Origin of the sequence: Aliiglaciecola sp. SL4, from assembly GCF_041538045.1 — a bacterium.
Lineage (GTDB): Bacteria > Pseudomonadota > Gammaproteobacteria > Enterobacterales > Alteromonadaceae > Aliiglaciecola.
In genome coordinates this window covers 121,665-142,594 of sequence record NZ_JBGOSE010000009.1, presented here as the reverse complement: position 1 = coordinate 142,594, position 20,930 = coordinate 121,665, and the positions used below count along the sequence as shown (strand labels likewise).

General features: G+C 41.2%; 19 protein-coding genes. 16 read left to right on the top strand and 3 right to left on the bottom strand.

All coding sequences use genetic code 11. The annotated features are described in order from the left end of the window. Window positions 1–13 precede the first annotated feature (13 nt). From lpxC to mutT, 4 genes are all read left to right on the top strand, one after another. Window positions 14–928, top strand: a complete 915-nt coding sequence (gene lpxC, locus AB6T38_RS13930; protein WP_372547883.1) for a UDP-3-O-acyl-N-acetylglucosamine deacetylase — start codon at window positions 14–16, stop codon at window positions 926–928. Window positions 929–1,213: 285 nt separating this feature from the next. Further along, a complete protein-coding gene (locus tag AB6T38_RS13925) occupies window positions 1,214–2,116 on the top strand; it encodes a M23 family metallopeptidase (protein ID WP_372547882.1) in 903 nt (300 codons plus the stop codon). 87 nt (window positions 2,117–2,203) lie between these two features. Continuing rightward, a complete protein-coding gene (gene secA / locus AB6T38_RS13920) occupies window positions 2,204–4,924 on the top strand; it encodes a preprotein translocase subunit SecA (RefSeq protein WP_372547881.1) in 2,721 nt (906 codons plus the stop codon). A 56-nt stretch (window positions 4,925–4,980) separates the two neighbouring features. Next, the gene (mutT, locus tag AB6T38_RS13915; protein ID WP_372547880.1) at window positions 4,981–5,370 is read left to right on the top strand and encodes an 8-oxo-dGTP diphosphatase MutT; all 390 of its coding nucleotides are present in this window, start codon (window positions 4,981–4,983) and stop codon (window positions 5,368–5,370) included. Here mutT and AB6T38_RS13910 read toward each other — a convergent pair. Next, window positions 5,342–5,995 carry a hypothetical protein gene (locus AB6T38_RS13910; protein ID WP_372547879.1) on the bottom strand — a complete coding sequence of 218 codons (654 nt, stop codon included), beginning with the start codon at window positions 5,993–5,995 and terminating at the stop codon, window positions 5,342–5,344. The two genes, mutT and AB6T38_RS13910, sit on opposite strands and share 29 nt — an antisense overlap. Window positions 5,996–6,115: 120 nt before the next feature. Next, the gene (locus AB6T38_RS13905; RefSeq protein WP_372547878.1) at window positions 6,116–7,576 is read right to left on the bottom strand and encodes a sensor domain-containing diguanylate cyclase; all 1,461 of its coding nucleotides are present in this window, start codon (window positions 7,574–7,576) and stop codon (window positions 6,116–6,118) included. A 373-nt stretch (window positions 7,577–7,949) separates the two neighbouring features. Here AB6T38_RS13905 and AB6T38_RS13900 point away from each other — a divergent pair, with 373 nt between their 5' ends. Genes AB6T38_RS13900 through mazG form a run of 7 tightly spaced genes read left to right on the top strand, consistent with a single transcriptional unit; the run spans window position 7,950 to window position 14,533 of the window. Next, window positions 7,950–8,228 (top strand): hypothetical protein, encoded by a 279-nt coding sequence (locus tag AB6T38_RS13900; protein ID WP_252728775.1) that lies wholly within the window; start codon window positions 7,950–7,952, stop codon window positions 8,226–8,228. An 11-nt stretch (window positions 8,229–8,239) separates the two neighbouring features. Next, entirely contained in the window at window positions 8,240–8,968 is a 729-nt protein-coding gene (recO, locus tag AB6T38_RS13895; RefSeq protein WP_372547877.1) for a DNA repair protein RecO, read from the top strand. Further along, on the top strand, window positions 8,965–9,696 hold the full coding sequence (gene pdxJ / locus AB6T38_RS13890) for a pyridoxine 5'-phosphate synthase (protein ID WP_372547876.1): 732 nt from the start codon (window positions 8,965–8,967) through the stop codon (window positions 9,694–9,696). Before recO ends, pdxJ begins: the two co-directional genes overlap by 4 nt. Window position 9,697: 1 nt before the next feature. Further along, on the top strand, window positions 9,698–10,081 hold the full coding sequence (acpS, locus tag AB6T38_RS13885; protein ID WP_372547875.1) for a holo-ACP synthase: 384 nt from the start codon (window positions 9,698–9,700) through the stop codon (window positions 10,079–10,081). A 2-nt stretch (window positions 10,082–10,083) separates the two neighbouring features. Further along, window positions 10,084–11,538 (top strand): 23S rRNA (uracil(1939)-C(5))-methyltransferase RlmD, encoded by a 1,455-nt coding sequence (rlmD, locus tag AB6T38_RS13880; RefSeq protein WP_372547874.1) that lies wholly within the window; start codon window positions 10,084–10,086, stop codon window positions 11,536–11,538. 18 nt (window positions 11,539–11,556) lie between these two features. Then, window positions 11,557–13,713, top strand: coding sequence for a GTP diphosphokinase (gene relA, locus AB6T38_RS13875; RefSeq protein ID WP_372547873.1), 2,157 nt, complete (start codon window positions 11,557–11,559; stop codon window positions 13,711–13,713). After that, window positions 13,691–14,533, top strand: a complete 843-nt coding sequence (mazG, locus tag AB6T38_RS13870) for a nucleoside triphosphate pyrophosphohydrolase (protein ID WP_372547872.1) — start codon at window positions 13,691–13,693, stop codon at window positions 14,531–14,533. Before relA ends, mazG begins: the two co-directional genes overlap by 23 nt. Here mazG and AB6T38_RS13865 read toward each other — a convergent pair. Next, complete coding sequence (locus tag AB6T38_RS13865; protein ID WP_372547871.1) at window positions 14,522–16,603, bottom strand: trypsin-like serine protease; 2,082 nt, start codon at window positions 16,601–16,603, stop codon at window positions 14,522–14,524. The genes mazG and AB6T38_RS13865 overlap by 12 nt on opposite strands. 507 nt (window positions 16,604–17,110) lie before the next feature. Here AB6T38_RS13865 and rplM point away from each other — a divergent pair. The 5 genes from rplM to AB6T38_RS13840 all read left to right on the top strand — a co-directional run bounded on the left by rplM (window position 17,111) and on the right by AB6T38_RS13840 (window position 20,881). Further along, complete coding sequence (rplM, locus tag AB6T38_RS13860) at window positions 17,111–17,539, top strand: 50S ribosomal protein L13 (RefSeq protein ID WP_348489194.1); 429 nt, start codon at window positions 17,111–17,113, stop codon at window positions 17,537–17,539. A gap of 11 nt (window positions 17,540–17,550) precedes the next feature. Beyond that, window positions 17,551–17,943 carry a 30S ribosomal protein S9 gene (gene rpsI, locus AB6T38_RS13855; protein WP_303472592.1) on the top strand — a complete coding sequence of 131 codons (393 nt, stop codon included), beginning with the start codon at window positions 17,551–17,553 and terminating at the stop codon, window positions 17,941–17,943. 301 nt (window positions 17,944–18,244) lie between these two features. Next, window positions 18,245–18,880, top strand: a complete 636-nt coding sequence (gene petA / locus AB6T38_RS13850; protein WP_303472590.1) for a ubiquinol-cytochrome c reductase iron-sulfur subunit — start codon at window positions 18,245–18,247, stop codon at window positions 18,878–18,880. A gap of 1 nt (window position 18,881) precedes the next feature. After that, window positions 18,882–20,150 carry a cytochrome bc complex cytochrome b subunit gene (locus tag AB6T38_RS13845; protein ID WP_372547870.1) on the top strand — a complete coding sequence of 423 codons (1,269 nt, stop codon included), beginning with the start codon at window positions 18,882–18,884 and terminating at the stop codon, window positions 20,148–20,150. Continuing rightward, the gene (locus AB6T38_RS13840) at window positions 20,147–20,881 is read left to right on the top strand and encodes a cytochrome c1 (RefSeq protein ID WP_372547869.1); all 735 of its coding nucleotides are present in this window, start codon (window positions 20,147–20,149) and stop codon (window positions 20,879–20,881) included. The genes AB6T38_RS13845 and AB6T38_RS13840 overlap by 4 nt, the downstream gene beginning before the upstream one ends. Window positions 20,882–20,930: the final 49 nt, after the last annotated feature.

Genomic DNA, 20,930 nt, shown 5'->3' with positions numbered 1-20,930 from the left:
AGGCAACGTTTAGATGATAAAACAACGCACAATCAAACATGCTGTGCAAGAAACAGGGATAGGTCTGCACAAAGGTGAAAAGGTCTCCATGACTCTCCGGCCTGCGCCGGCGAATACAGGTATTGTATTTCGCCGCATAGATCTTGAGCCCCATGTGGATATTCCTGCCAAAGCTAACGCTGTTGGCGATACAGTGTTGTGTACCTGTTTGAGTAATGAAGACGGGGTTTCTATCTATACGGTTGAGCATTTGTCTTCGGCATTAGCGGGTTTAGGTATCGATAACATTATTGTTGAAGTTGATAGCAATGAACTTCCGATTATGGATGGCAGCGCGAGTCCGTTCATTTTCTTATTGCAATCGGCTGGTATTGAAGAGCTAAATGCACCTAAAAAATTCATTCGTATTATCAAACACATACGTGTTGAAGACGGTGACAAATGGGCTGAATTCCATCCTTATGATGGCTTTAAAGTTGATTTTAAAATCGATTTTGAACACCCTGTAATTAGTCAAACTCGTCAACACATTGTGTTGGATTTTGATGCATCCTCTTACGTTGATCAGGTTAGTCGAGCAAGAACCTTTGGTTTCATGCGCGACTTCGAATATATGAATGCTAACAACTTGGCGCTAGGGGGCAGCATGGAAAATGCCGTTGCTCTCGATGAATATCGCGTATTAAACCCAGAAGGTTTGCGCTACCAAGATGAGTTTTTGAAACATAAAATTCTCGATGCGGTAGGTGATTTGTATCTAGGAGCCCACAGTATTGTTGGTGAGCTTAGAGCCTATAAATCTGGTCACGGTCTGAATAACAAATTGCTTAACGCGATGTTAAATGACCAGACTTGTTGGGAATACGTCACTTATGAAAGTCAAGATGAAGTCCCCATTCATTTTGCACCTGCAGTGTTAGCAAATTAGCTATCGAACATGAAAATGCCGCATTTGCGGCATTTTTTAGTTTGGCATCTAGCAAAAAGATAAAACACTTCATATAAATACCTTGATAACCTTATGTTCTACAAGGTATTGTTTGGGGTTAGAAAAAACGATACAAATGTTGGCAAAAAATAACTAACTAAAAGCCAATTATGACTGTATGAAAAGTAATCGGTTGGGTTGATTCTAGATACCTAATATAGCTGTCAACATAAGGCTATCAGGTTTAGAATCCAATGCAGCTAAAAAATCACGAGAATACCTTACATGAGTTTAACACTACATTATAAAGGCAAATCAACGGAGTTTTCCTATCAAATAGGTAAACAACGATTGGTTGTCGGCTTTGTTTTGGTATGCGGGCTGGTTATGCTATCAAGCCGGACTGATCATAAAATTGATGAGTCTCATGCTCGTATAGAGTATGCAAAAAGTGGCTTTATCGAGCAACAACGAGACGTAACAGAACTAAAATCTGCAACACAACAACAACTGGCTGGTATCATGCTTAACTTAGCTGATGTGCAAAGCCAGATTCAACGAATCAATGCTCTGGGCGCTAAATTAGTTGAGCAAGCCGGCTTAAATCAAGATGAATTTGGGTTTCAGGATTTGGACAACTTAGGTGGTCCAATGACAGATTCGGTTATTACTATTGAAGGTAGTAACGAGCTTCTAGCGCGAATGGATGCAATGCTTGAGAGCTTAGATAGTAAAACTCAGCAACTCAAAGCCCTTGAATCTATCATGATGAATCACCATATAGACGAACAGACTAGATTGGAAGGTCGTCCGATTACCACTGGCTGGTTGTCTTCTTATTATGGTGTAAGAAAAGACCCTTTTAGCGGCTTACCTACCATGCATAAAGGTTTAGACTTTGCAGGTAAACAAGGTGACTCGGTTGTGGCTACTGGCGCAGGCTTAGTGACTTGGGCTGGTGAACGTTATGGCTACGGTCATTTAGTTGAAATTGATCACGGCAATGGATTAATTACTCGTTATGGTCACAATCAAGGCATCAGTGTTAAGATTGGGGATGTGGTCACCAAAGGCCAAAAAATAGCCCTTATGGGTAGCACCGGGCGTTCAACAGGCGTTCATGTGCATTACGAAGTGATTAAAAATGGTAAGCAGCAAGACCCGTTGCCCTATGTTTATCGAAAGTGATAAGTAATTTAACCACGTAAATTTGAAAATCGGCTCCATTGGGAGCCGATTGTTTTATCTCTCTATTAGATTGGAAGCTTTAAAGCGATGTTTTCGAGTATATTCAGAAAAATTTTCGGTAGTCGTAATGACCGCCTGCTAAAAAAACTTAACAAACATGTTGTCGAAATTAACGCTCTAGAGCCTGAACTCGAAGCCTTAGACGATGAGCAACTTAAAGGGAAAACGGTTGAGTTTAAGCAACGTATTGAAGACGGCGCAAGTTTAGATGATATCTTGGTTGAAGCTTTTGCGGTTGTCAGAGAAGCCAGTAAACGTGTTTTCTCCATGCGTCACTTCGATGTGCAAATGGTTGGTGGACAGGTGTTGCATGAAGGCAAAATAGCCGAAATGCGCACTGGTGAAGGTAAAACCCTTACCTCAACTTTGCCTGCTTATTTAAATGGTCTATCCGGTAAAGGTGTGCATGTTATTACCGTTAACGACTATCTTGCTAAACGTGATGCTGACTGGAGTCGCCCATTATTTGAATTCTTAGGAATGACGGTTGGCTGTAATGTTCCTGGTATGTCTCATGCTGAGAAAAAAGAAGCTTACGCTGCTGATATTACCTATGGTACTAACAATGAATTCGGTTTCGATTACTTGCGCGACAACATGGCTTTCAGCCCTAATGACCGAGTTCAGAAGAAATTATATTTCGCGGTAATTGATGAAGTGGATTCCATCCTCATTGATGAAGCAAGAACGCCACTAATTATTTCTGGTCAAGCAGAAGATAGCTCAGAGCTTTACCGCCAAATTAATTTGATTATTCCTGAATTAATTCAACAGGCAGACGAAGATAAAGAAGGTGATGAAGCCGGACGTGAAGGTGAAGGTGATTTCACCATAGATGAAAAGGGTAAACAAATTCACCTTACTGAGCGTGGTCAAGTTCATGTGGAAGAAATTTTACAACGCAATGGAATTTTACCTGAAGACGAATCTTTGTTTGCCGCGTCGAATATTTCCTTATTGCATCACGTTAACGCGGCTTTAAGAGCTCATAAATTATTTAGTAAAGATGTCGACTATATTGTTAATGGCGATGAGATCGTTATCGTTGATGAGCATACTGGTCGTACAATGGAAGGACGTCGCTGGTCGGAAGGTTTACACCAAGCTGTTGAAGCCAAAGAAGGTGTAAAAATTCAAAATGAGAACCAAACACTTGCTTCCATTACGTTTCAGAATTACTTCCGCCTTTATGAAAAACTAGCCGGTATGACGGGTACTGCCGATACAGAAGCATTTGAATTTAATCATATTTATGGTTTAGAAACAGTAGTAATACCTACCAATAAGCCTATGCTGCGCGATGATAAAGCAGATTTAATCTACTTAACTGCCGAAGAAAAGTATGAAGCTATCGTCGAAGACATAAAAGAATGTGTTAAACGTGGTCAACCTACCTTAGTGGGTACAGTGTCTATTGAAAATTCTGAGCTTCTGTCTCGAGTTCTGAAAAAAGCTAAGATTCCCCATGAAGTATTGAATGCCAAACAGCATTTACGGGAAGCCGATATTGTTGCACAAGCCGGTCGTCCGGGTGCTGTGACTATCGCTACCAACATGGCGGGACGTGGAACAGATATCGTATTGGGTGGTAATTGGCAATCCGAAGTGGCTAAAATTCACGATCCTAAACCTGAGAAAGTGGCAAAGATTAAAGCTCAGTGGGAAGAAGATCATAAAAAAGTCCTTGAAGCGGGTGGACTACATATTATCGGTACAGAGCGTCATGAATCACGCCGTATAGATAACCAGTTACGTGGTCGTTCTGGTCGTCAAGGTGACCCAGGTTCTTCACGTTTTTACCTATCCTTAGAAGATGCATTGATGCGTATCTTTGCCTCCGAAAAAATGGGCAATATGATGAAGCGTCTAGGCATGGAACATGGCGAAGCCATTGAACATCCATGGGTTACACGTGCCATCGAAAATGCCCAACGCAAAGTTGAAGGACGTAACTTCGATATGCGTAAACAGCTGCTAGAATACGATGATGTCGCCAATGACCAACGTAAAGTAATTTACGAGCAACGTAATGAATTGTTAGATGAAGGGGATATCAGTGAAACCATTCAGGCTATCCGTGAAGATGTTGTTAGTAGTGTGATTGACGAGTACATCCCACCACAATCTCTTGAAGAAATGTGGGATGTTGCCGGCTTAGAAGAGCGTATTCAAGGGGATTTCTTATTAGAATTGCCAATCCAAAAATGGTTGGATGAAGACGACAAGTTATTTGAAGAAAAACTTCGTGAGCGTATCCACACCGGCGTAAATGATGCGTATAAAGAAAAAGAAGACGCGGTAGGTGCAGATGTTATGCGCCAATTTGAAAAAGCGGTCATGTTACAAAACCTCGATAGCTCTTGGAAAGAACATTTGGCCGCGATGGATCATTTGCGTCAAGGTATTCATTTACGAGGCTATGCTCAGAAGAATCCTAAACAAGAATATAAGCGTGAATCCTTCCAACTGTTTTCTGAAATGCTAGAAAATCTGAAAGTAGAAGTGATTAATATACTGAGTAAAGTTCGGGTTAAAGCCGAGTCAGATGTTGAAGCTGTTGAAGAGCAGCGCAGACAAGCAGATGAAGTGCAAAAGAGCTATGAGCACGATTCGGTAAATGAACCAGAGCAACGCGCAGATGCTGGACCAACCACGACTGTACGTGAAGGTGCCAAAGTGGGTCGTAATGACCCTTGTCCTTGTGGCTCAGGTAAAAAATACAAACAGTGCTGTGGTAAATTAAGTTAAGCACAAATAAATAAACAAAAAGGGCACTAGTGCCCTTTTTTTGTGGAAATTAGCAAATGAAAATTGTAGATGTAGCGGTTGGTGTAATTAAGCGCGATAACCTTATCTTTATCAGCAAACGAGCTGATGATTTGCATCAAGGCGGATTATGGGAGTTTCCAGGCGGAAAAATTGAAGCTTATGAGACAGTTGAGCAGGCAACGTCTAGAGAGTTACTTGAAGAGGTTGGCATAGACGTTATTTCGCAGTCTGAGTATATGTTCATTGAGCACGACTATGGCGATAAGCAGGTACGACTACATATCCAGCTAATTGAAAAATTTAACCATGAACCATCAGGAAAAGAAGGGCAACTCACCCAGTGGATTGCCATTAACAACCTTAGCAGTTTGACGTTTCCCGCAGCAAATCAAGCTATTATTGAGAGGCTTGAATCTGATTTTTAAGTGCGACATCGTAGCCTTTTTGTTTAATGACTTTAGCTAACTCTTGATTAATCGAACGAATTAAAATGATTAATTCTCTGTGTTCCTTAGTTTTACTTTTGAGTAATTGATCTATTTGCGAAAGTTGAGTTAAGCAACAATCCTTCACATCTTGGTTATATTGCTTTCCAAGAAACTCGACTAATTGTGCTGTATCATTTCCCCTTGCGCTATAAGGTTGGTTTTTCGCTTCTTCAATTTGCTTACGCAGTTCAATCGTGCGGTCTATGGTTTGATTCAACAATGTTTTAGCCTGAGTAACGAGTTCAGGTTCAAGTGCGCTAATTACCTCATCTAACTCTGTCAGCTTATTATCTTGGTAATGAGTTATATTATTATTTTTATAAACATGGCGGGCATCACGTAAGCCTTGATTAACAACAATCAAGGTGTCGAGGTTGGCCATAGGTAAGTTTCGTACTTCTGGAGTGAGTAAGCCTAAAGCCTTATCTAGGGGAACTTGAGCTTTAGCGATGGTGGTTTCTCTGAACAACATGGCATCTGTTTTAGCTGGCTCTTGCTGACAACCCATTAAACCTTGTGCAACACATACTAAAATTAGATTACAGCAGACTGTTTTAACCACTTTAAAGCCTTAAAAATACTTTGTTTTTATGAAGCTGAAGTATATCAAAGGCCTCTCTTTAGTCATACATATCAAATTAACTAAAGACCTAGGATGGAGACAAGCTAAGTTTACGATTAACTATGAACTAGCTTGTTTTTTAAGACCGTCAGTGGCTGTTTTTTTACCAGAACAGACTTTATTCCGTCCACTATTTTTGGCTTCGTATAAAGCCGCATCAGCGTTATTGATCAATTGGCTCAAATTTGACTTACCGGTATCTGCACTAACGCCAAAGCTTGCAGTGATTTGTATCACTTTATTATTGGCAACAAAAATATGTTTAGCAATAACCTGTCGAGCTCTGTCGGCAATACGATTGGCAATCACAATATCAGCCGCGGGCAGCAGAATAACAAACTCTTCTCCTCCCCACCTAGCGACAATATCAATATCTCTAAGTAGTGATTTAAGTAAGTTTGCAACTTCACACAATGCTTTATCACCGGTGTTGTGACCGTATGTGTCGTTTATTGCTTTAAAATGATCTAAGTCCACCATTATTACTGCAATGGACTTGTTCATTCGAGCAAATTTTTCATAGTGCCGAGCTAAATGAGCTCTATTGGGCAGTTGTGTTAATGGATCTTTTAGGTGTCGTCTTGCAAATTCGCCCTGCAAAGACTTACCGATTAACCAGATAATCAGAATGGCAGTAAATATTGCGACGGTTATATAGGTAGTTTGAATGGCAAAGTCATGATTAGCCGCGGTTTGACGCACTTTTAATGGATTGATTAAAAACATCTTCCAATTTAAAGGTTCAAAGTTTGCTTGTGCAATAAGAAGATCTTCTCCTTCCACATCAACTAAGAAATTATGATTTTGTTCAGTATCATGATACTTGGAAATATAAGGTGCATACCAAGGAAGTTGCTTCAGTTGTAAAATACGTTTTCCATCGGCCACTAAATTTGTATCAGAAGACAAAACAACGTTGTTATTATGATCAACAAAAACAAAATCATAGCCAAACTCTTTCTTAAAGTTATCGAAGGCTTTGAGAAAAGTGGTGAGCTTTTTATTTAAGCCGATAAACCCAAGAAACACTCCTTTATCGTTGTAGATTTTTACATCATAATAGATACGGATGTCTTCCCTATTGCCTAAAACACCAACGATATCCTGATTTGTATACATGGCACGAAAATACCATTCAACTTTATTGATATCTAAAGCCAAAGAAGAACCGTCCGAATTATATTGTGTACGATCACTTTCATTGGCGACAAAAAACTCTACTTGAAACTCTTTTCCGAGCTCATGCAATGTTTGTTTGATAGCCACTTCATCGGGCACTGGACTATTCATCAAATTTTTGAGGTTTGATGCGCGCGCTATGGTTTCAGCGACATATAGGGGTTTTATGATTTCTTGTGAAATTAAATTGAAGGCAGGGGTGAGGCTTTCTTGTTCTAATAAACTTTGTGTTTCCACTGATTTTAAAAGAGAAATAGTTGCACTTAGCGCCACCGCAAAAATGAATGCAACAATGGCGACTATAAACTTATTCTTGAAGTATCTACGCCACTTATGAAACATTACTTTAGCCTTCGTTTAGAGAGCCGCGATACTAGCAAATCTCAGTTTAAGCACCATTCAACTTTAGTCTGAAAATTATGCAGTTGTTATTAGGGAAAGTACTCACAGATGAGTTTTAAGGGCTAACTAGTAAGGATATCTTTGGCTTTTAGTTGTCTTTATCGGCGACCGCGATGTTAATTAGGCCTAAACACTAGATTACCTGCCTAGCAAGTGGCGATTGAGTAATATTGCCCATTTTTACACGGTAAATGTTATTATAGAGACGCTGCAACCACAGAAGGGGCGAGTAAAGGGGTAATATTTCGCCTTGAGTACATTTACTTAGCTTTGGTTTCCTTTATTTACCTTAAACATTTAGACTAAGAAGATTATGGCCAAATCCAACATTTCCAAGCTACTGGATAAACATGATAATTTGATTCATTCCGAGATGATGAAAGTAGTTTCTCATGTACAACGCAAAGATGAAGACTGGATCATGAATACAGTAATGGTTGAAGGACAAGATGTGCCTTTTAAATTCCGGCGAAAAAAACAATACAAAAATCTTAACGGTTGTCAGGTGAACCTAACCTATTACCCAATAGTGGAAACTGTTGCTGGAATAGAATTTGAAGCGATGAAAGTAGTTCGAATTAAAATAGCTTAGGAATTTTGGCGATGGCTGAGCCAAATGCAATGCTCAACGGGTTAGTACTTCATCGACGAGAGTATCGAGAGACGAGTTTTATTGTCGATTTTTTTACTAAACAACAGGGACGCATCTCAGCAGTTTGTCGTGGAGTAAGAGGCGGCAAGAGTACCAAGTCGAATGAAAAAAAGAGCCTACTACAGCCATTCCAACCTCTACTCATTTCGTTTAGCGGAAGACAAGAGTTAAAAAATCTCGCTCAAGTTGAAGGTGACGCCCGTGCTTTTTTAATGCAAGGTCCGGTTTTATTTTCCGCCATGTACTTAAATGAATTACTGAATCGGGTTTTACCAAAAGAAGTTTCATACCCTGAAGTATATGATCTCTACATGGCTAGCCTCCTTCGTTTAAATGAGCATGAACCCATTGAAGTTGTTTTACGTGAATTTGAAATTAGTCTGATTCACAACATTGGTTATGGTTTTGATTGGCAAACAGACTGCCTAACCGGCGACAAATTAGAAGCAAATGGCTATTATAGTTTTATAAATGACCAAGGATTTCAGCGACTCGGTCATGGTGAACAAACTGCGAACTGTTTTTTAGGAACAGATTTAAAAAATGTGGCAAGTTTCACTTGGGACAAACGAAGTTTATTAACTGCCAAACGTGTAACACGGATGGCATTTAAATCTATACTCGGTGATAAACCGTTAAAAAGCAGAGAATTATTTATTAAATTGGAGCGTACTGAATGAGTGATATCTTTTTGGGTGTGAATATTGATCACATCGCCACATTGCGAAATGCGCGAGGAACCCAATACCCTGACCCAGTGCATGCCGCTGATATTGCTGAACGAGCAGGCGCCGATGGGATCACTGTTCATTTGCGTGAAGACCGCAGACACATTAAAGATCGCGATGTCAGATTACTGCGAGAAACCATCAATACCCGCTTAAATCTTGAAATGGCGATGACGGAAGAAATGCTTGAAATTGCGATTCAGACACAACCTGAGTTTTGTTGTTTAGTACCTGAAAAAAGACAAGAACTAACCACTGAAGGCGGTTTAGATGTAGCAGGTAATCTTAGTAAACTTACCGACGCATGTGGGCGGCTAGCTGAACAAAATATTCAAGTTTCGCTGTTTATTGATGCAGAAAAGACGCAAATTGATGCCGCGTTAAAAGCGGGGGCTCCGTACATTGAAATACATACTGGTCAATATGCTGAGGCGAAAAGCGAGGAGCAAATGCTAGTTGAGTTGGAAAAGCTTAAAACCGGCATCAGTTACGCCCATTCTTTGGGACTAAAAGTTAATGCCGGTCATGGCTTGCATTACCACAACGTAAAACCTATTGCTGCACTTGATGAAATTATTGAATTGAATATTGGTCATGCAATTATTGCTCGGGCTGCATTCGATGGTCTTGCCGCTGCTGTCACAGATATGAAACGATTAATGTTAGAGGCGAGGGGATAAGTTGGCCGTTCTAGGTCTGGGTACAGACATCATTGAAATTGCACGATTAGAGAAGTTACTGGAAAAGTCTGACCGTCTGCCTTTGCGTATTTTAACCAGTAATGAAATGCAGATTTATCGAGAGCATCCTTTTCCACCTCGCTATTTGGCTAAACGTTTTGCAGCCAAAGAAGCAGCCGTTAAAGCCTTAGGTACAGGGATTGGCAATGGCGTGGGTTGGCAACAAATCGAAATTACTAATAGTGAGTTCGGGCAGCCGGAAATTCATTTTAGCGGACACTTCGCAAAATTGTGTGAACAGCGCGGTATTAATAATGCGTTGCTGTCAATTTCAGATGAAAAACACTATGCAATGGCCACAGTGATTTTGGAGCAAAGTAATTAATCATGGTTAACTTCTATTCACCAAAAAAGAATAAAAAAAGCGCTGCAGCCAATAGTCAATTAATTGGTCAACGAGTGACTGTGATGATTTCCCACCTTGATCATTTGGCTCAAGGGGTTAGTAAAGATCATGAGCCACTTATTTTTGTTGAAGGGGTCTTGCCCAATGAGGTCGTTGAAGTAGAAATAACAGAACATCGAGGCAAGGTTTGTCATGGGCGGTTATTAAACGTTGTCGAGGCCTCAGAACATCGACATCAGCCCTTTTGCCCACATATAAATATCTGTGGTGGATGCCAAACCCAACATTGTCAAACCGAAGCTATGTTGCAGTTCAAGCAGGCGGCCATTGAAAATCTTATATTGCATACAGCCTTAGAATCCAATCAATCTGTGGCTCAGCCTAAACGGGTACTTAGCAAAGCATCTCGCGGTGGAAGAAATAAAAAGTTACGCAAATTTAGCGATAAACAAGGCGAGTTAAATTGGCAGTCCGCGCTGTACTCTACTCCTACAGGCTATAGACGCAAAACCCGCTTGTCTGTGGATGCGAGAAACCCCGATGCCCTAAAATTAGGCTTTCGAAGCAAGGCAAGCAATAAAATATTTAGCTTGCAACAATGTCCAGTACTTAACCAAGATCTTGAGCAACTAATTGAGCCATTGCAGAGTATGTTTGGTAAATTTCAAACGCCGTCCAATATCGGTCATATTAGTTTGCTCAACGGCGATAATGGTGTACAAGTTAGTATTCGCACTATCCATACTTTGAGTCAGCATGACCGAGAGTTATGTACTGAATTTGCTAAAAAAAATGACTTACAGCTGATTATAGAAGACAAACAAAGTGGCTCAGACTTAGCCACTCAAGCTGATAAACAATTAGTTTATGAATTGAATGACTCGTTGAGTTTGCAAATTCATAACGATGACTTTGTGCAGGTTAACCCCGAAGTTAATCAACAAATGATTAAGCAGGCAGTGGACTGGCTAGGATTAAATAAAACCGATGTGGTTTTGGATTTATTCTGTGGAATTGGTAATTTTAGTTTACCCATTGCTGAACAATGTAAAACCCTAGTCGGTGTCGAAGGTGTACCTAAAATGGTGCATAGAGCCCAACATAATGCAAGCATCAACAAACTTAGCAATTGTCACTTTATCCATTCTGATTTGAATTGCACTAAATTGTCTGATGATATTCAAATGAAAAGCTGCAATAAAGTGTTACTTGATCCTGCTAGAGAAGGTGCCTTAGCGGTGGTTAAACAGCTAGCAGATTTGAAGCCATCGCACATTTTATATGTTTCCTGTAACCCCGCTACTTTTGCTCGGGATGCGGCACAATTAATTGAAAAAAACTATAGACTAGATAAATTATGTGTCATGGATATGTTTCCACAAACGGCACACACTGAATTGATGGCATTATTTGTGCCTCTGAATAAACGAAAGTAACGTTACTGGGCTATTATTATGGTTTCTATCCGAACAGTTCATCAACCCAAAAGACCTACATTTGATAAATGGCTTGATTGCCTGAACTTGTCAGAGAATACCAAACAAAAACTGCGAGATACTTCTGAGTCACCAGAAATTTTACTGGTGGGGCAAGAAATGGTGGAAATTCTCCATGAATTGAACATGGACGATGAAACTTTGCAGGCATCTTTGGTTTATCCATACTGTGAGATGCATGGTTTAGACGATGATCAGATAGAGGAAGAATTTGGCAAAGGCGTTCGCCAACTTATCACTGGTGTACGCAGAATGGATGCAATTAAAACCCTACATAGTCGCAGTAGTAAAAAGCCTGATGAAACACAAATAGATAACATTCGACGTATGTTATTAGCCATGGTTGAAGACGTCCGTACGGTGTTAATTAAGTTGGCTGAGCGTATTTGTACCTTGCAGAAAATGAAAAACGCCGACGAAGAAACTCGTGTCATTGTTGCTAGGGAATGTTCAACTATCTATGCTCCCCTTGCCAATCGGTTAGGGATCGGTCAGCTAAAATGGGAAATTGAAGATCTATCTTTTCGGTATTTGCATCCCGAGACCTATAAAAAAATCGCTAATTTATTAGATGAGAAGCGCACCGATAGACAGCAGTATATCGAAGCGTTTGTTAATAATTTACAAACTGAAATGGATAATGCGAATATCAAGGTAAAAGTCTACGGACGGCCTAAGCATATCTATAGTATTTGGAAAAAAATGCAGAAAAAGCATTTGTCTTTTGAGCAACTTTTTGACATTCGAGCGGTGCGCATCATCGCGGAGAGATTACAAGATTGTTATAGCGCATTGGGTATTGTGCATTCACTTTTTAAGCATATTCCTAATGAATTCGATGACTATATTGCCACGCCAAAACCTAACGGATACCAATCCATCCATACCGTAGTGCGAGGCCCTGAAGAACGACCTGTCGAAATTCAAATTCGTACCCAGCAAATGCATCAGGACGCGGAGTTGGGGATTGCCGCTCACTGGAAATATAAAGAAGGGGGGAGTACAGAGCGTTCTGCTTATGAAGACAAAATTAATTGGTTGCGTAAAATCTTGTTGTGGCAAGAGGAAGTGGCCGAATCAGGGGACTTGGTTGAAGAGTTACGTAGCCAAGTCTTCGATGATAGGGTTTATGTTTTTACGCCTAAAGGCGACGTTATCGACTTGCCCCTTGGCTCAACCCCCTTAGATTTTGCTTACTATATTCATAGTAATGTGGGGCACCGCTGTAACGGAGCCAAAGTCAATGGACGTATTGTGACCTTTACTTATCAGTTGCAAACCGGCGATCAGGTTGAAGTCTTAACCGGTAAAAATCTCAATCCTAGTCGTGATTGGATGCATCCTAGTTTAGGTTATGTGCACTCTTCTCGGGCTAGGGCAAAAATTCACACTTGGTTTAAAAAACAAGATAAAGAGAAGAACCTGCAAGCAGGAAAAGAACTGTTAGAACGGGAGCTCTCCAAAGCGAATTTAGTATTAAAAGATGCTTCAAAAGCCTGCGAACGCTTTAACATGAATCAGGTTGATGATTTGTATGCTGCTATAGGTGGCGGCGATCTACGTATTATGCAGGTGGTTAACTATTTACAACAACTTGATGCACCTCCTCCAGAAATCGACCCTAGAGTTAAAACGACTCAAAGTAAACCGGCCAAAGGGACGACAGATAGCATAGTCGTAGAAGGGGTAGGTAATCTCATGAGTCAGATTGCTAAGTGTTGCCAGCCATTACCCGGTGATGCAATACAAGGTTACATCACTATGGGAAGGGGGATAAGTGTACATCGGGAAAACTGCGATCAATTAAATCACTTGTTGGAACAACATCCAGAGCGAGAAATTGAGGTAAACTGGGCGAATGATTTAAGAGCCAGTTTCCAAACTGATTTAGACGTTTACACCTCAGACAGAGATGGAATATTACGTGATATCACTACAGTGCTGGCTAACGACAAGGTAACTTTGTTAGGTGTAAATAGCTTAAGTAATACCAAAGATCAAACCGCTAAGATTAAGGTGTCATTGGAAATCAAAGATCTGGCTAGTTTGTCTAGAACCATAGCCAGATTACAACAGGTTAAAGGAGTCACTGATGTCATCAGACTCGACAAATGAGTTGGATGACCTGGAGCAGGGGCGCTACCCACAAGTAGAGCGCTTGCTTAATATTATGGCGAAATTGCGTGATCCCGACACGGGCTGCCCGTGGGACAAACAACAGAACTTCGCATCAATAGTGCCATATACTATCGAAGAAGCTTATGAAGTTGCTGATGCCATTGAAAATGGCAGTATGCTGGATATTCAAGACGAGCTAGGCGATCTGTTGTTCCAAGTAGTGTTTTATGCCCAGCTAGGAAAAGAACAACAGGCCTTTGATTTTGAAAAAATTGCGCAAACTATTAGCGATAAACTCGAGCGTCGCCACCCCCATATATTCAGCAAACAAAGTGATCTCAGTGTTGAGCAGGTAAAGCTTAATTGGGATGCTATTAAACAACAAGAAAGGGTGCAAAAGGGCATTCCCGCTGCAATGAGTATTTTGCAAAATATTCCCCAGGGTATGTCACCTCTGATGGTCGCTGATAAGATTCAAAAAGCCTGCGCAAAAGTGGGGTTTGATTGGCCTAATGTTATTCCAGTGGTTGATAAAGTTGAGGAAGAAATCGCTGAAGTGATGGAGGAGGTGAAGCAACAGCCCCAAAATCAACAGCGCATTGAAGAGGAAATGGGCGATTTACTATTTGCTGTGGTGAATTTATCGAGGCACCTTAATGTGAACCCAGAAACGGCACTTAGAAAAGCCAACCATAAGTTCACCGCGCGCTTCACAAAGGTAGAGCAACATTTTGCTGAGCAAAACCGCGAAATTTCTGAGGCCACCCTTGGCCAGATGGAAGCCATCTGGCAAAAGGTAAAGCAATTAGAAAGCTAGTTTTCGCATACCTAAGCCAGAAAACATCAGTAAAAGTAACCAAGTCATAGTGCCTCCACCACCTGAACTGTTGTCAGTTGGTTGGCTTATTGGATTGGCAGCAGTAAATGTTAAGTTACGCACTTTGCCCTGATCATCACCGTCTGAGACATTGACGTCTTTGCGATAAGAGATTTCCACAAGGTTAGTCCCTTCACTAAGTGAGATGCTTTGTTCGGTGTAATCCACCTCTCCAGAAATAAATTCTATTTCTTCACCATTTATCAATAAATAAAGGGCGTCAAAGGGTTCGCTTGGTTCATCTTCGTTTTCTTCTGATGAAACTGCCCATTCAAACTCTAGTGTACCAGCGCCTTCAATACTGGCAATTAATATGCTTTCTTCGTTACCTGATATGTTGCCGCTGACTACCCCACCTAGAGAATTACTACGCCAAGACACGTCGCCTCCACTATATAAGCTTATGGCTGAACTTTGCGTGCCTATGGAACTGGCTAAATCAGAGGCTGCGCCAACAGCATAACCTTGAATGCTAATATTGCCAGTGGGTATACCTTGCACATCAGAGGTGATTGAGATGGTCGCGGATTTTAGTCCTTGGTTTTGTGCATTAAAGGTAACGAGTAGCTGACAGCTTTGTTGTGGGGTTAAAGTTGTACATTGTGAACTGTCGATACTAAAGTCACTGTTATTCGATAGGCTGATGGTTGGCACTATGGTGCTGGTGGAATTATTGGTAACTGTAAACTCTTGCTGGAAAGCAACATCAACCGGGGTGTTGGTGATTTTTGAATTGCCGGTGATACCCACACCTGAGCGGGTAGCATCAATAAAATCGAGTAACGCACCTACTCTGGCATATACGCCAGGGTAACCTTCAGCCGCGCAACCGATGCCCCAACTGGTAATACCCAGTTGCATGGGACCAGAATTGGTTTCAACAAATAAAGGACCGCCACTATCTCCTTGGCAGGCACTTGCTCCGCCAGAGTCTAGTGCGGCACAAATCATTTGTTCAGAAATACCCGTATTGGCTTGATTGATCCCTTGTGAACTGGCTAATTCATTGCGACATTGGCTATTGGTGAGTAGAGGAAGCTCGACTTCTTGTAATATATCTGGGAAGTTGCCTGTAGGACCTTCATTTGGCAAATAGCCGGTGCGTCCACCCCAACCAATTGAGGTGGCGATAGTATTTTCAATAGCTAATTGGTCAGTGGTGCTAGCATCTGCAAGCTGAATCGCCGTACCTTCGACACTTTCTACCAGCTCAATCAGCGCCACATCATTGTCTAATGAGTCTGAATCAAAGTTAGGGTGAGAATAAATACGTTTAATGGCGATGGCTTGTTCAGCGCCATCTCTGAGATCATATTCCCCTACGTTAACCTGATACTGATCTGCAATTTCAGAATCTACACAGTGAGCAGCGGTTAATATCCACTGTTCACCTAAAAAGGTTGCGCCACAAACGACATCTTGGGCAGTAGCTGCTAGAGTCGTTGAAGTGATGCTGGCTGTGGCATTTTGCAAGTCGATTAATGCTTGTCCATCTTGTTGTGAAATTCCTACAACCGGAATACTGCCGCTAAAGTCGTCCCCTAATGTACCTGAGTCTAAAGGGCCATCCACGTTGTTATAGATAATGGCACCAATGCCACCGCCGGATTCACAATTGAGCGCTTTTTCAGAGAAGTTAATCTCTCCACGTTCAATCAAACAAATGTTATTGCTGACTCCTTGGCACTGCGAATCACCAATTCCACAGTCAACTAACGAACCTGTTGCTTCGCCGTCTGGACCAAAACCGAATGAATTGGACTCGTAATCGCTACTATTTACCGAAACCGTGGTTTCTATTTCCGTGCCCACCACAACCAGTGCCGACATAAAGGGGTATTCTCCCTCATCTGCCGATGCACCTCCGACAATAAGAGGGGTGATAACCGAACTTTTCGAATCACTATTTTGCTTGCTTAATTGGATCTGCTCTGAGCGTAGGCTAGTCGCCATGGCAATATTTACTTGAGTGGCGGCAATGGCCAACAAAACCCACTTACTGTAATTCATCTAACGGACTCCATAGAAAAGTTGTAATAACTCAAAACACATATTCTAAATAGTGCAAGTTATGACCCTAGAATTTACCTAAGGTTTAATCATCTAGCGCAATATATCTTAAACAAGGTTATTTCCCTAATTCCGAGTAAATTTATGAGCTGGGTATGCATCGGCTGTTGTGCGCCCATTAGTGTTATTTTCAGAATTTATTTAATGTTATTGCAACGAGATTAGGGCATACAATGGATCAGATTAAATGAATAGAATATGAATTGATTACCATTATTGGCTAAAAAACTTGCAATACCCCCTCGCGTTTTATGAAAACTTCTGTATAATTCGCGCCCTGCCCAGTTACGCCCACTTTGGGAAAGTGGAAGAATCAATCGACTCGAAGGGGTCAAAATATTGATTTAAGAGGTTTTCTGGATGGCGAAATATCGATGCAATGCACTTGATATTTAACCAAAGCAGAAAATTAACCAGTAACAATTTATATATTTCGGGTATTTTAAAATGAAAACTTTTGTTGCAAAACCAGAGACGGTAAAACGCGACTGGTATGTGGTTGACGCCGCAGACAAAACACTAGGCCGTTTGGCCACAGAAATCGCGATACGTTTACGCGGTAAGCATAAGCCAGAGTACACTCCTCATGTTGACACTGGTGATTACATTATCGTAATCAATGCTGATAAAGTGACTGTTACTGGCCGTAAGGCACAGAACAAAATCTATTATTCCTACACTGGTTACCCAGGTGGATTGAAAGATACAACATTTGAGAAACTTCAAGCTCACAAGCCTGAAATGATCATCGAGAAAGCGGTAAAAGGTATGTTGCCTAAAGGTCCTCTTGGACGTGCTATGTTCCGCAAAATGAAAGTGTACGCTGGTACTGAGCATTCACATGCTGCTCAACAGCCTCAAGTTCTAGACATTTAAGGAGCAGAAAAATGGCAGATACTCAATACTACGGCACAGGCCGTCGCAAAAGCTCTACCGCTCGTGTTTTTCTACGTCCAGGTAGTGGTAACATTGTAGTTAACAAGCGTCCTTTGGATGTTTTCTTCGGTCGTGAAACAGCACGCATGGTTGTTCGTCAGCCACTTGAGCTAGTTGAAATGACTGATAAATTTGACCTATACGTCACCGTAGCCGGTGGTGGTATTAGTGGTCAAGCTGGTGCAATCCGTCACGGTATTACTCGTGCATTGATGGAATATGACGAAGCACTTCGTCCAGCGCTACGTAAAGCCGGGTTTGTAACTCGTGATGCACGTAAAGTTGAGCGTAAGAAAGTGGGTCTTCATAAAGCACGTAAGCGTCCTCAATACTCAAAACGTTAATTTTTACGTTACGAATATTTCAAAAAACCCAGCAACGCTGGGTTTTTTATTGTTAAAAATTTGTGTTTTTATGTCTATTACATTTAATTCAATTGCCTCAGAGTAGATTAATCCTATAAAACTTAGGAATATTTACTTAATTCCTTGTCTTTATTAGGGGTTTTCTTTTATCATTTCATGTTAATAGATAAATTCAACAAAACCGTAATTTCTTGTGCGAGTTACCTGTTAGCAAATCGCTATCGGAACCAACTTTTTATGTTCAAGAAGTATCACTAAATCCGAACTTGGAGAAGAGTGGATGAGCAATGTGTCTGTCGATACAAATGATTCGTCAAATAATGACAATCAGCCTCAAGACAACCCTAGGCGCCGTTTCCTTACCGTAGCAACTTCAGTTGTTGGCGCTGCTGGTGTCGTTGGTGTAGCTGTACCTTTTATTGGTTCATGGAGCCCTAGCGAAAGAGCTAAGGCCGCTGGTGCCGATGTGCAAATTGACATTGGCAAGATTCAGCCTGGGCAAATGATTCGCGTTATCTGGCGAAGCAAACCAGTTTGGGTTGTAAGGCGTACGCCAGAATTACTAGCTTCATTAGCTAAACATGAAGATATTCTTAAGGACCCTGATTCTGAGCAAGAGCAGCAGCCAGCATTTGCTAAAAACCGCTATCGTTCTTTAAAAGAAGAGTATTTGATTCTAGTGGGAATTTGTACTCACCTAGGGTGCTCTCCTCAGCATTTAACTGATGGCGCATTTGCTGAATACGTTGAAGGCGTCGACGAAGGATTCTTCTGTCCTTGTCACGGCTCTAAATTTGATATGGCTGGTCGTGTTTTCGACGGTGTACCTGCACCTTTGAATCTGGTTGTACCGCCTTATCAATATGTTGATGATAATACCGTAATTATCGGTTCAGAAGCCGAGGGGGCAGCATAAGATGTTTAAAGGTCTTTTAGATTGGATTGAATATCGTATTCCAATGATGCGCGTTGCAAATATGCACGCTATTCAATACCCCGCACCTAAAAATATGAATTTTTGGTACATCTTTGGTTTCTTAGCCACAATTGTACTAATCAACCAAATCGTTACCGGTGTATGGTTAACTATGAACTTTGTCCCTTCTTCTGAAGGTGCATTCGCTTCCGTAGAATACATCATGCGTGACGTGCCTTATGGAGACGTACTTAGGTATATGCACTCCACAGGGGCATCTGCATTCTTTATCGTGGTATATTTACATATGTTCCGCGGCATGATGTACGGCTCTTACCAAAAGCCTCGTGAGTTATTGTGGTTATTTGGTATGTTTATCTATCTAGCGCTTATGGCTGAAGCCTTCATGGGGTATGTATTACCTTGGGGACAAATGTCTTATTGGGGAGCGCAAGTAATTGTTTCCCTGTTCAGTGCTATTCCTGTGATTGGACCTGATTTAGTTGAGTGGATTCAGGGTGACTACGTTATCTCTGGCGCTACCCTAAACCGTTTCTTTGCCTTACACGTTATCGCTTTACCATTGGTTATTGTCATACTCGTTTTCTTGCACATTGTTGCATTGCACGAAGTGGGCTCAAATAACCCTGATGGTGTTGAAGTTAAGCGTAAAAAAGGTTCGTTGACTGAAGATCAAAAAACCAAGTTTGAAATGCATGAGTACTACACTAAAAAATACGACATCATTGATGATGTAGTGCCTTTCTTCCCGCATATAGTGTTGAAAGACATGGTTGCATTCGCGGCATTCTTATTTATCTTCTGTTACGTCATGTTCTTTGCTCCAGGTATGGGCGGCTATTTCTTAGAGCACCCTAACTTTGAAATTGCTAACCCATTGAAAACACCTGAGCATATTTTCCCTGTTTGGTACTTCACACCGTTTTACGCAATCTTAAAAGCGGTACCTGATAAGTTACTTGGTGTAATAGCCATGTTCGCTGCAATCGTTGCGTTGTTCTTATTACCATGGATTGACCGCGGCAAAGTGAAATCTTGGCGTTACCGTTGTGGTTTGCACCGTTGGAATCTACTGGTGTTTGCTGCAGTCTTTATTTTCCTAGGTTATCTAGGTGGCACACCGCAAGAGAACTGGAAGATTATTGCGTCTCGAATCGCTACTATTATGTACTTTGGATTCTTCGTTTTGATGTTCATATACAGCAGAAATGAGAATACTAAGCCGGTACCAGAGAGGATCACGAAATGAAAAAGTTTGTATTAGTGTTAACTTTATTGTTTTCGGGACTTGCTGGTGCAGCCAGTGGTGGAATCGAAAACGACCACATCGATATTGATTTGAACGATAAAGCTGCCTTACAAAACGGTGCTAAATTGTTTAATAACTACTGCTTGGGTTGCCATAACATGCAGTATCAGCGCTATGAGCGTAGTTTCAAAGATTTAGGTATTCCTAATGAATTGGGACAGGAATACTTGCAGTTTACGGGTGAGAAAGTATCTGACCACATTAAAAGTGCTATTCCTGCTGAGAATGCGGCTAAATGGTTTGGTGCTCCACCTCCAGATTTAACCTTGGTTGCTCGCGTGCGTGGTGCTGATTGGTTATATACTTATCTACGTACTTTTTATGTAGACGAGAGTAAAACCTTTGGGGTGAACAACAAACGCTTCCCTGATGTCGGTATGCCTCACGTGCTTCAAGAGTTGCAAGGTACTCCTCGCGAAACTCATGAAGAAAGAATGATCGACGGTGAAATGAAAGAAGTTTACGTTGGCATTAAAACTGACGGTAACGGTGAGTTAAATTCTGAAGAGTATGATAAAGCTGTGGGTGACCTTGTTCACTACCTTGTTTATGTAGGTGAACCAGGTCGTTTGAATTTGGAATCTACTGGACGATGGGTTTTAGCCTTCATCGTTGTACTGTTTATTTTCGTTTACCTACTTAAGAAAGAATATTGGCGTGATGTTCACTAATTCACCCAAAATTAAGGTATAATCAAAAAAGGGGCGGAATTGCCCCTTT